This is a genomic window from Geobacter hydrogenophilus (assembly GCF_018501225.1).
GTDB lineage: Bacteria > Desulfobacterota > Desulfuromonadia > Geobacterales > Geobacteraceae > Geobacter > Geobacter hydrogenophilus.
On the sequence record NZ_JAHCZI010000003.1, the window covers coordinates 396,160 to 408,463 of the forward strand.

Below are 12,304 nucleotides of genomic sequence, written 5' to 3' on the forward strand. Positions count from 1 at the left end.
TTTTCGGGAGGTTTTGCGTGGATCAGCCGGACGACAGCAGGCTCAGGGAGATCATTCTCAACCGGATTCGGGAGCAGGGGCGACTCTCCTTCGCCGACTTCATGGCGATGTGCCTCTACGAGCCGGGGCTCGGCTACTATACCTCGCCCGGCCGCAAGGTGGGGGCCGAGGGGGATTTCTACACCAGCATCAACGTCCACTCCGTTTTCGGGCGCCTCATCGCCCGGGAGATCTGCCGCATGTGGGAGGAGATGGGGCGCCCCGCCTCCTTCGACATTGTTGAGGCCGGGGCCGGCCACGGCCGTCTCGCCACCGATGTCCTCGACGCCATCCAGGAGCTGAACCCCGCCCTCTACGACGGCATCCGCCTCACCCTCATCGAGGCCGAACCGAGTCTTGCCGCGGTGCAGGCGGAGCTTCTTGCCCGGCATCTGCCAAAGGTTTCCTGGAGCACCCCCGCCGACCTGGCCGAGGGGCGGCTCCGGTTCACCGGCTGTCTCTACTCCAACGAGCTGATCGATTCCTTCCCGACCCACCTGGTCGAAATGTGCCCCGACGGGCTGCGTGAGGTCTTTGTCGCGGCAGAGGGGGACCAGTTTACCGAAATTCTCCTTCTCTCGACGCCGGAACTGGAGGCGTACCTCTCCCGCCTCGGCATCACCCTCGCCGTGGGACAGCGGGCCGAGATCAACCTGAACGCCGTCCGGTGGCTTGAATCGGTGGCCACTGCCCTGGAGCGGGGCTTCGTCCTCACCATCGACTACGGCTACCTGGCCCCCGAGCTTTACGGCCCCATGCGCCTGAACGGCACCCTCCTCTGCTATTACCGCCATACCATTGAAGAGAACCCCTACATCCGGATCGGTCTCCAGGACATGACCACCCATGTGGACTTCACCACCCTTGCCGCGCGAGGGGAGGAACTGGGGTTGCGCAAGGTCTGGTACGGCGAGCAGTACCGCTTCCTGGTGGCCACCGGCATGATGGAGGAACTCATGGCCCTGGAGGCCGCCGCCACCAGCGAAAAGGAGCAGATCGCCATACGCCTCGCCCTCAAGAAGCTTATCCTCCCCGAGGGGGGGATGGGGGACACCTTCAAGGTTCTCGTCCAGGCGAAAGGGGTCGAAAACCCCCGGCTCCTCTGCATGCGCGACTGGGGCAAGCTCTTTTGACACGGGGCCTTCCGATGATAGACTCTACCCGTAAGGGGAGGGGGTAACGGTGAGCGGGATTCGCGCCCTGGTATTCGATTTGGATGGCACCCTCTACGACAGTGAAGGGGTCGGCCGCCAGATCGACGCCTCCGCCATGGGGCATGTGGCCGCGGTGCGGGGGATTTCCCCCGAGGAGGCGAGACTCCTCATCCGGGAGACCCGGGAGAAGATAGCCGCCCGTACCGGCCGGACCGCCTCCCTGAGTCATGCCTGTCTGGAGTTGGGGATTGACCTGCGGGAGCTCCATCGCCATTTTGGAGCCGAGATCGAGCCGGAACCCTTCCTCGGCCGGGACGAGCGGGTGGTGGAGCTGCTGAGGAGGCTGGGCGAGCGGTATGATCTTCATATCTACACCAACAACAACCGCCTCCTCTCTTCGCGGATCATGACGGCCCTCGGCGTTGACGGGTGCTTCCGGCGCGTCTTCACCATCGAGGATTCCTGGCGCCCCAAGCCGGACCGGCAGGTTCTCGAGGAAATCTTCCGGGAGATCGGGCAAGAACCCTCCCACTGCCTCTTCGTGGGGGACCGTTACGACATCGACCTGCGGCTGCCGGAGGAGCTCGGCTGCCGGGTATTTCACTCCAGGACCGTTGACGAACTGCTTACCATTGAAACCATCTTAGCCTAAGGAGCGCCGATGAACGACCAGACCAAAGAGACCCTCGACGCCATCATGCGGGCCATGGAGATCGAAAAGGAGACCTTCGATTTCTACACCAGGGCCGAGCAGAAGACCTTCAACCCCGAGGGGAAGCGGATCTTCCGCTGGCTCGCCAAGACCGAGGAGCAGCACTACCTGAAGCTGAACGAGCTCTATCAGTCCCTCCACGAGGGGGGGCGCTGGGTCTTCTACGGCGGTTCCACCATCACCCTCGACGCGGCCGGTGCCGGCGAGCAACAGGTGGGGTTCGACACTGACGACCTCCAGGCTCTGGAGATCGCCATGGAGATCGAGAAGAAAGGCATTGCCTACTTCGACGACCTCATGGCGAAGACTTCCGACGCCGATGGCAAGAACATGCTCAAGGCCCTGCGGGACGAGGAGGCCGAGCACCTGCGGGTGATTACCGGGAAGTACAACGCCATCAAGGGGTAATCGGGACGGAGGCGGGGAAGGGGGAGGCGAAACAGTGACGTTTCGGATCGAGAAGGATACCCTCGGCGAGGTGCAGGTTCCGGCCGGCGCCTACTACGGTGCCCAGACGGCCCGTGCAGTGGCCAACTTTCCCCTCTCGGGGCTCCGGCCCCATCCCGCCCTGGTCCGGGCCACGGTTATCGTCAAGAAGAGCGCGGCCCGGGCCAATATGGCAACGGGGAGGCTCGAACCCCGGCTCGGCGAGGCAATCGTCCGGGCCGCCGACGAGGCCCTCGCCGGCGACTTCGATCCCCACTTCGTGGTGGACCCGTTCCAGGCCGGGGCCGGTACCTCCCACAACATGAACGTGAACGAGGTCCTCGCCAACCGGGCCAACGAACTCCTGGGGGGGGAACGGGGCGCCTACGCGCCGGTCCACCCCAACGACCACGTGAACATGGCCCAGTCCACCAACGACGTCTTTCCCACGGCCATGCGGCTGGCGTCCCTGACCCTCGTGGAGAAGCTGCGCCCGGGACTGGAGGGGCTCGTGGCGGCTCTGCGGGGGAAGGGGCGGGAGTTCGATGCCATCCTCAAGAGCGGCCGGACCCACCTCCAGGACGCGGTGCCGATCCGCCTCGGCCAGGAGTTCGAGGCGTGGGCCGTGGCAATGGAGAAGAACCTGGCGGGGATCGACGCCGCGCTGCCGGGGCTTCGGGAATTGGGGATCGGCGGCACCGCCGTCGGCACAGGCATGAACGCCGAGGCGGCCTACATCGATCTGGTGGTGGCGGAACTGGCACGGGAATCCGGGTTTGCCCTTCATCGCGGGACGAACCTGGTGGAGCGGATGCAGAACATGGATCCCTTCGTGGCCCTCTCGTCGGCCCTCAAGGGGCTCGCCGCGAACCTCGTCCGCATCGCCAACGACCTGCGGCTCCTTGCCTCCGGCCCCCGGACCGGGTTTGCCGAGATCGCGCTTCCGGCGATCCAGCCCGGCTCCTCCATCATGCCGGGGAAGGTGAACCCGAGCATGGCCGAGGCAACCGACATGGTCGCCTTCCAGGTGATGGGGGCCGACGCGGTCATAACCCTGGCAGCCCAGGCGGGGCAACTGGAGCTGAACGTGATGATGCCGGTCATTGCCTTCAATCTCCTCTTCAGCCTGGAGATCCTGAAGAACACGGTGCCGAAGCTGGCCCAGACGTGCATCGCCGGCATCACCGCTGATAGGGAGCGCTGCCGCCGGTACCTGGACCAGTCGGTGGGGCTCGCCACGGTGCTGGCCCCCCATATCGGCTACGCCGCCGCCGCCGAGGTGGCAAAGGAGTCGACGGCCACGGGACGGAGCATCCGGGAGATCGTGGAGGAGCGACAGCTCCTGACGGCCGACAAGCTCGCGGAGATTCTCGACCCCCGTCCTCTTACGAGCCCCGGGGTTCCGGGAGAGAAGCATAACAGATAAGCAGAGCACACAAACCCAAGGAGGAAACAACGATGCTGGAAGACGTGAAGAAGGTTCTCGATACGGTGCGCCCCGCGCTCCAGGCGGACGGCGGCGACGTGGAGCTGGTGGAGGTGACCGAGGATGGCGTGGTGAAGGTGAAGCTGGTCGGTGCCTGCGGCCACTGCCCCATGTCCACCATGACCCTCAAAATGGGGATCGAGCGGACCCTGAAGGAGAAGGTGCCCGGCGTAAAGGAAGTGATTTCCGTCCAGTAACCGACGCACGTGTTACCCGGATCAGCCTGAAGGTAACATCAAGGAGGATGGTATGGGCTACAAGGTCAAGACGTTTGGCATGGAAATCCGTCCCCTCAAGACCATGCAGGAGCTTTCCTCTCTGGACGCCATGGTCAACGACTTCGTGACAAACAACGGCGTGAAGCGGATCATCTCCGTTTCCGACTCGCCGACCACCGACGACAAGGGTGAGACCATCGGCCTCGTCCGGGTGGTTGCCTACGAAGACTGAAAAAGAACGCACGATGACAAGCAGGGAGGCGCGGGGGAGACTCCGCGCCTCTTTGATTTTTCCCGCCATCATCTCCCTTGCCCTCCTCGCCCGCCTGCGTTACCCTTGATGCAGGAGTCCCGGGCATGTCCATCGTGAGACGTAAAAAGATAATCGGCACCCACCGTGCCCCCCGCTTCCTGCGCATTTTCCGGAGAAATGCCGAGGCGTCCCATTCTCGGGGGAACAGGGTGAAGCTCTACGATTCAGGTGCGGAGTTCTTCCCTGCCATGCTGGCGGCATTGGCCGAGGCCCGACACCACATCCACGCCGAGTTCTACATCGTGCGCGACGACGCCACCGGCTCCGCCTTTGCCGAGGCGCTTCTGGCCGCCGCTTCCCGCGGGGTTGCCGTTTCCCTCATCTACGACTACATCGGCTGTTTCGATACCCCTTCCTCCTATTTCCGGCGCCTGGAGCTGGGGGGAGTCCGGTGTCTCGCCTTCAACCCGCCCCCCTTTCGCCGGGGACTCGCCTGGTTCGACAAGCGGGATCACCGGAAGATGGCGGTCATCGATGGAGAAACCGCCTTTACCGGCGGGATCAACATCGGCGACGAGTACTCGGGGTTCGGGCGGGAAACCGACCGCTGGCGGGATATTGGGGTCCGGATCGACGGGCCTGCCGTCACCGACCTCGTGCGGCTCTTTCGGGAGTTCTGGATTGAGGAAAAGGGGAGCCCCCCGCCGGCCTGGTTTGCAGAGCATGTTCCCGTGGCCGGCATGGGGGATGCCGACGTGATGATTGTGAGCGACGGTCCCCATCACGCCCGTTCCTTCATCGGGAATGCCTTCCGCATCGCCATGGCCGGAGCGGGAGAATCGATCCGGATCATGAACCCCTACTTCGTGCCGGGTCCGCGGGTGGTCCGCTCCCTGTTGCGGGCCGTGCGGCGGGGGGTGAACGTTCAACTGATCCTCCCCGCCAAGAGTGACGTTCCCATCGTCCGGCTTGTGGGCCGGGGCTACTACGCGCCTCTTCTCCGGGCCGGCGTCGAGATCTACGAGCGCCAGGGGGAGTTCCTCCATGCCAAGGTCATGCTCATTGACGACACCTGGGGGGTTGTCGGCTCGGCAAATCTCGACCAGCGCAGCTTCCATCGCAACTACGAAGTCAATACCATCGTTGTCAGCCGCGAGTTCGGCTACCAGATGGCGGAGATGTTTGCCGACGACCTCAGGGGGTCCCGCCGTGTGGTCCTGGAGGAGCACGAGCGACGGGGCTCGTTTGTGCGGCTTCTGGAGCGGCTTTGCAATTCGGTGAGCTGGTTTCTGTAGTTGTCTGGAATTACATCCTGGGGTAGGATGGCGTCCTATCCAGCGCTGCCGAAAGGCGCATTCTATATGGAGAAGTTATGGGAAAAAAAGCAGTCATCCTCTACAGCGGAGGACTCGATTCAACCACCTGCCTCGCCATTGCCAGGGCTGAAGGGTATGAGCCCTATGCCATGAGTTTTTCCTACGGCCAGCGCCACAGCGTTGAGCTGGAGCAGGCCAAGCGGAACGCCCGCCCCATGGGCGCCGTGGACCATCTGGTGGTGGAGTTCGATTACCGCCAGGTGGGGGGAAGCGCCCTCACCAGCGACATCGCCGTCCCCAAGGAAGGGGTGGGGAGCGACATCCCGGTCACCTACGTGCCGGCCCGCAACACGGTCTTTCTCTCCTTCGCCCTGGGGTGGGCCGAGGTGCTCGGCGCCTTTGACATCTTCATCGGCGTCAACGCCCTGGACTACTCCGGCTACCCGGACTGCCGGCCGGAATACATCGCCGCCTTCGAGGCCATGGCGAACCTGGCGACAAAGGCCGGGGTGGAAGGTGCCGGACGGTTCACGATCCATACCCCCCTCATCAGCCTCACCAAGGCCGAGATCATCCGGAAGGGGCTTTTCCTCGGCGTCGACTATGGCCGGACCCACTCCTGTTATGACCCCACTCCCGAAGGGCTTGCCTGCGGCCTCTGCGACTCCTGCCGTCTGCGCCTCAAGGGGTTTGCGGAGGCAGGGGTGGAGGACCCGGTTGCGTACGCAGCCGTCAAGAATCCAGACGTCAGGAGTCAGGAGTCAGAATAAAAGCGCTTCGTTTTTCTCCTGGCTCCTGAATACCCAGAGGTTGTTATGATCCGCATGCCCGATATGCAGAAATCCCCCGACACCCGCAAGATCCCCATCAACAAGGTGGGGGTGAAGGACATCTCCTACCCCATCGTGGTGATGGACAAGAACAGGAAGTTCCAGCAGACCGTGGCCCGGATCAACATGTACGTGGACCTTCCCCATCACTTCAAGGGGACCCACATGAGCCGGTTCGTGGAGATCCTCAACGCCTACCGCGAGGATATCGCCCTGGACAAGATGGAGCCGATCCTCCAGAAGATGAAGGAGAAGCTGGGCGCCTCGTCGGCCCACCTGGAGATCGAGTTCCCCTACTTCATCGAGAAGTGTGCCCCGGTCTCCGGCGCCCGGAGCCTCATGGAGTATACCTGCACCTTCAGCGGGTCCCTGGGTCAGGAGTTTGACTTCGTCCTGGGGGTGCAGGTTCCGGTCACGTCGCTCTGCCCCTGCAGCAAGGAACTCTCACGCTACGGGGCCCACAACCAGCGGAGCCACATCACGGTCCGGCTCCGCTACACCGATTTCATCTGGATCGAGGACCTGGTGGCGATGATCGAGGAGTGCGGGTCGAGCCCGGTCTGGTCCCTGCTCAAGCGGGTGGATGAGCAGTACGTCACCGAGCGGGCCTACGAGAACCCCAAGTTTGTGGAGGATATCGTGCGCGAGGTGACCCAGAAGCTCCTGGCCCACGACGCCATCACGTGGTTTTCCGTAGAGGCGGAGAACTTCGAGTCGATCCACAAGCACTCGGCCTATGCGTCCATCGAGCGTGACAAAAAAATGACTGATTAATGAGGGTGAGAGTGTTGTGGGTGCATGCTTTTGACGTGAGAGCTTCCCGCGAGTTGTTGACAGCAGGTGTTGATAACTTTGTTGAAAAAAGCCAAAGTTGTGGATAAAGCTAGATGTTGCCACCGACATTCCCCTGCAAAGCCATTCGGCAGTATGTCAAAAGCACTGATCGTTTTTGCCAAAAGACCGTCACCGGGCCGTGTCAAAACTCGGCTCACCCCCCCTTTTTCTCCTGAGGACGCCGCCGGACTCTACCGTTGCATGCTTCTGGATATCCTCGCCAAAACCGGCCAAATGACAGGTGTGGACAGACTCCTCTTCTATGAACAGGGGGAAGGTGTGCCTGAGTTCTTCGCGGAAACGGTGGGGGAGGGGGAGAGTTATCCACAGGAGGGGGACGGGTTGGGGGCGCGGCTGGCAGCGGCCTTCGACCGGACCTTCGGCCAGGGGTACGACTCGGCGGCGGTCATCGGCACCGATTCGCCCCATCTCCCGCCAGGCTATATTGAACAGGCCTTTGAGCTGTTGAATGATCCGCGGGTAGATGCCGTCTTTGGCCCCACGGAGGATGGCGGCTACTATCTCCTGGCCATGAAGCGGCTTCATCGGGAGCTCTTCGAGGGGATCGCCTGGTCCACGCCGGAGGTGCTGGAGCAGTCCCTGGCCCGGGCAGCGGCCGCCGGAATCGCCACGGCGCTCCTCCCGGTGTGGCATGATGTTGACACGGCCGCCGATCTCCTGCGGCCGGAGTTGGTGGATCCGGGCAACGGCGCTCCCCTCACGAGGGAGTTCATTTTACGACATCTACCTCGTAGCCCCGCCGCCCCAGGTGGCCGATGATCTCCTGGATGTGCTCGTATCCCCGGGTCTCCAGCTCCAGGAGAACCTCGGTCTTGCCGAGGGGAAGGTCCAGGGAGCGGCGCTCGTGGTTGATGAGAAAGATGTTGGCCCGGACAGCGGCCACCTCCGCGGCCAGCCCCGCCAGGGAACCGGGGATGTCGTCCAGCACCACCTGCAGCTTCAGATAGCGCCCAGCCGCCACAAGGCCCCGCTCCACCACGGTGGAGATGGTCTTCACGTCGATGTTCCCGCCGGAGAGGACGCAGACCGTCTTTCCCGGCAACTTCCCCGCCTTGCCGTTCAGAAGGGCCGCCAGGGTCACGGCCCCCGCCCCCTCCACGAGGAGTTTCGTCCGCTCCAGGAGCCCCACGATGGCTAGGGCGATTTCCTCCTCCTCCACGAGCACCACGTCGTCCACCAGTTCCCGGATGATGGGGAAGGTGTTCCGTCCCACCTTCTTCACGGCGATTCCGTCGGCAAGGGTAACCGTGAGGGGGGCCTCCACGATCTTTCCCTTCTTGAGGGAGAAGTGCATGGAGGGGGCAGCCTTGGATTCGATGCCGATAATCCGCACGTGAGGGTGGGTCTCTTTAACCGCCGTGGCAATGCCGGCAATGAGCCCGCCCCCGCCGATGGGGACCAGGATGGCTGAGACGTCGGGAAGCTCCTCGAGGATTTCGAGGCCGATGGTCCCCTGGCCCGCCATGACCAGCTGGTCGTCGAAGGGGTGGACGAAGAGGGCGCCGGTCTCCTTCTGGGCCTGGACTGCGGCGGCGTAGGCCTCGTCGAAGTTCCTGCCGGTGAGGACCACATCGGCGCCGTACTCCTTGGTGGCCTGGACCTTCTGGGGCGGGGTGCTCTCGGGCATGAAGACGGTGGCCTTCACCCCGAGGAGGTCGGCGGAGAAGGCGACCCCCTGGGCGTGGTTGCCGGCCGAGGCGGTGATGACCCCCTTTGCCAGGGCCTCCCGGGGCTGGGAGGTCATGAAGTTGAGGGCGCCCCGGATCTTGAAGGCGCCGGTCCGCTGGAGGTTCTCGCACTTGAAGAGAAGGGGGAACCCGAACCGCTCGCTGAAGTGGTGGGAGTGGATCAGTTCGGTGCGCCGGACCCGCTTCTTGAGGCGGTCGGCTGCTTCCTGGATCAGTGTGTAGGGGAGCATCGGTTCTCCGAGGGTCTGCTAGTGGTCATGGCCGCAGTGGCCGTGGTCGTGCCCGTGATGGCCGTGTCCGTGCCCATGGTCGTGGCCATGGTGGTCGTGGTGCTGGCCGTGGCGGGGGCGGTGGCGCAGGTCCTTGATGACCGGCGGCACCTCCACGCACCGGGTGCACTCGGCCTGGAGCGTGGTGTGGGAGATGTGGTAGCGCTCGAAGAGAAGCTCCTCGATCCCCCGAAGCACATCCGCCTGCCGCTCCTTGTGCTCGGGCTTCACGTCCACGTGGGCCGACAGGGCCAGAATGTGGGAACAGATGGTCCAGATGTTCAGGTGGTGGACCGTGTTCACCCCTTCCACCTCCTGCATGGCTGTAGCAACCGCCTGAGTGCTCATCCCCCGGGGGACCCCTTCAAGGAGGATATGGGACGATTCCCGGATCACCCGCCACGACCCCCAGAAGATGACGCAGCCGATCCCTGCGGAGATGATGGCGTCCAGGAGGTACCAGTTGGTGTAGTACATGATGACGCCGCCGATGATGACCCCCACCGAGGCCGCGGCGTCGCCGATCACATGGAGAAAGGCGCTGCGGACGTTCAGGTCGTCGTGGGAATGGCTGTGGAGGGCCGAGGCGGCGATCAGGTTCATGACGAGGCCCACCGCGGCGATGACCAGCATCGGGAGGCTCTTTACCTCCACCGGGTGGCGCATCCGCTCCCATGCCTCGTAGAAGATGCCGATGGCCATGAGAAAGACCGTGGCGCCGTTGATGAAGGAGGCAAAGACCTCGGTCCGGTGCCAGCCGAAGGTGCGGGTGTCGGAGGCGGGATAGCCGGCGAGCCTGATGGCCGCCAGGGACAGAATCAGGGCGAAGAGGTCGAGAAAGACGTGGGCCGCGTCCGACAGAAGGGCCAGGGAGTTGGTCCAGATTCCCCCCACGATCTCGGCCACCAAGGTCAGGGTCGTCAGGATGATGGCGTACGTGATGCGTCCGGTGATGCTCTGGTCAAGGTGTGTTTCGGCGTGCATGGTTGGCTATATCCCCCTTCCCCTCACGGGTTAACTCTAACAGATGCCCCTTCGGCCGGTCAAACGGAAAGAACCGCTCCCCCCTTGCTTTTCCGGAGTGTAGCTGGTATCGTAGCGCGACAGTTTTTGGAGGATTCTAATATGGAAACAACCCATCACCGGCTCATCATTCTCGGCTCCGGCCCAGCCGGCTACACCGCCGCCGTCTACGCCGCCCGCGCCAACCTGAACCCGACCCTCATCACCGGCCTCCAGCAAGGGGGGCAGTTGATGACCACCACCGAGGTGGACAACTGGCCCGGCGATCCGACCGGAGTCCAGGGGCCCGATCTCATGGAGCGGATGCGCCAGCACGCCGAGCGCTTCAATACCACCATGGTCTACGACCACATCAGCAAGGCGAACCTTCGCGAGCGTCCCTTCCGCCTGGAGGGGGACAGCGGTATCTACACGTGCGACGCCCTCATCATCACTACCGGCGCCACCGCCCGGTACCTGGGACTGCCGTCGGAGGATGCGTTCAAGGGGAAAGGGGTCTCCGCCTGCGCCACCTGCGACGGCTTTTTCTACCGCGGCAAACCGGTGGCGGTCATCGGCGGCGGCAGCACCGCCGTGGAAGAGGCCCTCTACCTTTCCAATATTGCCAGCCACGTGACCGTTGTCCACCGGCGCGACAAGTTCCGTTCCGAGAAAATCCTCGCCGACCGTCTGATCGAAAAGACCAAGGGGGGTAATGTCACCATCGAATGGCACCATGTGCTGGACGAGGTATTGGGTGACGCCTCCGGGGTCACCGGCGTCCGCATCCGCCACACCAGCGGCTCCACCAAGGATATCCCGGTGCATGGCTGCTTCATCGCCATCGGTCACGCCCCCAACACCCAGTTGTTCGAGGGGCAGCTGGAGATGGACAACGGCTACATCCGCACCCAGTGCGGGACCGAAGGGAACTATACCGCCACGAGCATTCCCGGCGTTTTCGCTGCCGGCGATGTGCAGGACCAGTACTACAAGCAGGCCATCACCTCCGCCGGCACCGGCTGCATGGCGGCCCTGGACGCCGAAAAATATCTGGAGACTCTCTTGTCATGATCAGTCAGGTCCCTCTCACGGACACTATCCTGTCCCCGGTCCACGGCCCCTGATGCTCGCCAAGGCCCTTTCCAGCGCTCTCCTCGGTATCGACGCGGTCATCGTCGATGTGGAGGTGGATATCGCCCAGGGGCTTCCCCAGTTCGCCACCGTGGGGCTTCCTGACGGCGCCGTCAAGGAGAGCAAGGACCGGGTCAAGTCAGCCCTGAAGAACTCCGGTTACGACTTCCCTCCCCGCAAGATTACCGTCAACCTGGCCCCCGCCGATCTGAAGAAGGAGGGGGCATCCTTTGATCTCCCCATCTCCATCGGCATCCTGGCCGCCACCGGTGTTGTCAAGGGAGAGCGGCTCAAGGAGTTCCTCCTCCTCGGCGAGCTCTCCCTGGACGGGAGTGTCAAGCCTGTTCGGGGCTGTCTCCCCGTGGCCGTGGCCGCCCGAGATGCGGGACTGCGCGGCATCGTGGTCCCTTTGGAAAACGCCCCCGAGGGGGCGGTGGTGGAGGGGATCGAGGTCGTCGGCGTATCGGAACTGGCCCAGGTGGTGGATTTCCTCAACGGCGAGCGGTCCATCGACCCGTTCCGGGTGGACGTGGAGGAGTTTTTCGCACGGAGCGCCGATGCGGGCGACGACTTCTCCGAGGTGAAGGGGCAGGAACATGCCAAGCGGGCGCTGGAGGTGGCGGCCGCCGGGTCCCACAATATCATTATGATTGGTCCTCCGGGATCGGGCAAGACCATGCTCTCCCGGCGGATTCCGACCATCCTCCCCCGCATGTCCTTCGAAGAGGCCATCGAGACGACCAAGGTTTACAGCGTCATGGGTCTCCTTGACCGGGACAACGCCCTCGTGGCGCAGCGCCCGTTCAGGTCACCCCATCACACTATCTCGGATGTGGGATTGATCGGCGGAGGGAACTGTCATTTTCAGAAGTTAGTGCTACATTTTAATAGTTATTGCTACAACTCCGGTGCGGGGTAACCC

14 protein-coding genes are annotated in these 12,304 nt (G+C 63.5%); 12 read left to right on the top strand and 2 right to left on the bottom strand.

Annotation, left to right across the window (positions count from 1 at the left end):
* Positions 1-17 precede the first annotated feature (17 nt).
* The 10 genes from KI811_RS07795 to KI811_RS07840 all read left to right on the top strand — a co-directional run bounded on the left by KI811_RS07795 (position 18) and on the right by KI811_RS07840 (position 8,048).
* Complete coding sequence (locus KI811_RS07795; protein WP_214185899.1) at positions 18-1,172, top strand: class I SAM-dependent methyltransferase; 1,155 nt, start codon at positions 18-20, stop codon at positions 1,170-1,172.
* Between the two features lie 49 nt (positions 1,173-1,221).
* A complete protein-coding gene (locus KI811_RS07800; protein WP_214185900.1) occupies positions 1,222-1,845 on the top strand; it encodes an HAD family hydrolase in 624 nt (207 codons plus the stop codon).
* A gap of 9 nt (positions 1,846-1,854) precedes the next feature.
* Positions 1,855-2,313 (top strand): ferritin family protein, encoded by a 459-nt coding sequence (locus KI811_RS07805; RefSeq protein WP_214185901.1) that lies wholly within the window; start codon positions 1,855-1,857, stop codon positions 2,311-2,313.
* 34 nt (positions 2,314-2,347) lie between these two features.
* On the top strand, positions 2,348-3,757 hold the full coding sequence (locus KI811_RS07810; RefSeq protein WP_214185902.1) for an aspartate ammonia-lyase: 1,410 nt from the start codon (positions 2,348-2,350) through the stop codon (positions 3,755-3,757).
* A gap of 32 nt (positions 3,758-3,789) precedes the next feature.
* A complete protein-coding gene (locus KI811_RS07815) occupies positions 3,790-4,014 on the top strand; it encodes a NifU family protein (RefSeq protein ID WP_214185903.1) in 225 nt (74 codons plus the stop codon).
* Positions 4,015-4,066: 52 nt separating this feature from the next.
* Complete coding sequence (locus tag KI811_RS07820) at positions 4,067-4,267, top strand: hypothetical protein (protein ID WP_214185904.1); 201 nt, start codon at positions 4,067-4,069, stop codon at positions 4,265-4,267.
* Positions 4,268-4,392: 125 nt separating this feature from the next.
* A complete protein-coding gene (locus KI811_RS07825) occupies positions 4,393-5,583 on the top strand; it encodes a phospholipase D-like domain-containing protein (RefSeq protein WP_214185905.1) in 1,191 nt (396 codons plus the stop codon).
* Positions 5,584-5,660: 77 nt separating this feature from the next.
* Positions 5,661-6,374 carry a 7-cyano-7-deazaguanine synthase QueC gene (queC, locus tag KI811_RS07830; protein WP_214185906.1) on the top strand — a complete coding sequence of 238 codons (714 nt, stop codon included), beginning with the start codon at positions 5,661-5,663 and terminating at the stop codon, positions 6,372-6,374.
* Positions 6,375-6,419: 45 nt separating this feature from the next.
* The gene (folE2, locus tag KI811_RS07835) at positions 6,420-7,208 is read left to right on the top strand and encodes a GTP cyclohydrolase FolE2 (protein WP_214185907.1); all 789 of its coding nucleotides are present in this window, start codon (positions 6,420-6,422) and stop codon (positions 7,206-7,208) included.
* 153 nt (positions 7,209-7,361) lie between these two features.
* Positions 7,362-8,048 carry a TIGR04282 family arsenosugar biosynthesis glycosyltransferase gene (locus KI811_RS07840; RefSeq protein ID WP_214185908.1) on the top strand — a complete coding sequence of 229 codons (687 nt, stop codon included), beginning with the start codon at positions 7,362-7,364 and terminating at the stop codon, positions 8,046-8,048.
* Here the strand turns inward: KI811_RS07840 and ilvA are convergent.
* Both ilvA and KI811_RS07850 read right to left on the bottom strand, forming a co-directional pair.
* Entirely contained in the window at positions 7,999-9,207 is a 1,209-nt protein-coding gene (ilvA, locus tag KI811_RS07845) for a threonine ammonia-lyase (protein WP_214185909.1), read from the bottom strand. The genes KI811_RS07840 and ilvA overlap by 50 nt on opposite strands.
* An 18-nt stretch (positions 9,208-9,225) precedes the next feature.
* Positions 9,226-10,230 carry a cation diffusion facilitator family transporter gene (locus KI811_RS07850; protein WP_214185910.1) on the bottom strand — a complete coding sequence of 335 codons (1,005 nt, stop codon included), beginning with the start codon at positions 10,228-10,230 and terminating at the stop codon, positions 9,226-9,228.
* A gap of 141 nt (positions 10,231-10,371) precedes the next feature.
* On the opposite strand from KI811_RS07850, the gene trxB reads away from it, so the two are divergent.
* A complete protein-coding gene (gene trxB / locus KI811_RS07855; RefSeq protein WP_214185911.1) occupies positions 10,372-11,322 on the top strand; it encodes a thioredoxin-disulfide reductase in 951 nt (316 codons plus the stop codon).
* A 52-nt stretch (positions 11,323-11,374) separates the two neighbouring features.
* Positions 11,375-12,301 carry a YifB family Mg chelatase-like AAA ATPase gene (locus KI811_RS07860; protein ID WP_214185912.1) on the top strand — a complete coding sequence of 309 codons (927 nt, stop codon included), beginning with the start codon at positions 11,375-11,377 and terminating at the stop codon, positions 12,299-12,301.
* The last annotated feature ends 3 nt before the right edge of the window (positions 12,302-12,304 follow it).

Excerpts from the sequence above, each read along its gene's own strand:
- KI811_RS07860 (WP_214185912.1), top strand. The coding sequence starts at position 11,375 with ATGCTCGCCAAGGCCCTTTCCAGCGCTCTCCTCGGTATCGACGCGGTC.
- KI811_RS07850 (WP_214185910.1), bottom strand. The coding sequence starts at position 10,230 with ATGCACGCCGAAACACACCTTGACCAGAGCATCACCGGACGCATCACG.
- queC (WP_214185906.1), top strand. The coding sequence starts at position 5,661 with ATGGGAAAAAAAGCAGTCATCCTCTACAGCGGAGGACTCGATTCAACC.
- KI811_RS07825 (WP_214185905.1), top strand. The coding sequence starts at position 4,393 with ATGTCCATCGTGAGACGTAAAAAGATAATCGGCACCCACCGTGCCCCC.
- ilvA (WP_214185909.1), bottom strand. The coding sequence starts at position 9,207 with ATGCTCCCCTACACACTGATCCAGGAAGCAGCCGACCGCCTCAAGAAG.
- KI811_RS07820 (WP_214185904.1), top strand. The coding sequence starts at position 4,067 with ATGGGCTACAAGGTCAAGACGTTTGGCATGGAAATCCGTCCCCTCAAG.
- KI811_RS07815 (WP_214185903.1), top strand. The coding sequence starts at position 3,790 with ATGCTGGAAGACGTGAAGAAGGTTCTCGATACGGTGCGCCCCGCGCTC.
- KI811_RS07805 (WP_214185901.1), top strand. The coding sequence starts at position 1,855 with ATGAACGACCAGACCAAAGAGACCCTCGACGCCATCATGCGGGCCATG.
- KI811_RS07840 (WP_214185908.1), top strand. The coding sequence starts at position 7,362 with ATGTCAAAAGCACTGATCGTTTTTGCCAAAAGACCGTCACCGGGCCGT.
- trxB (WP_214185911.1), top strand. The coding sequence starts at position 10,372 with ATGGAAACAACCCATCACCGGCTCATCATTCTCGGCTCCGGCCCAGCC.
- folE2 (WP_214185907.1), top strand. The coding sequence starts at position 6,420 with ATGATCCGCATGCCCGATATGCAGAAATCCCCCGACACCCGCAAGATC.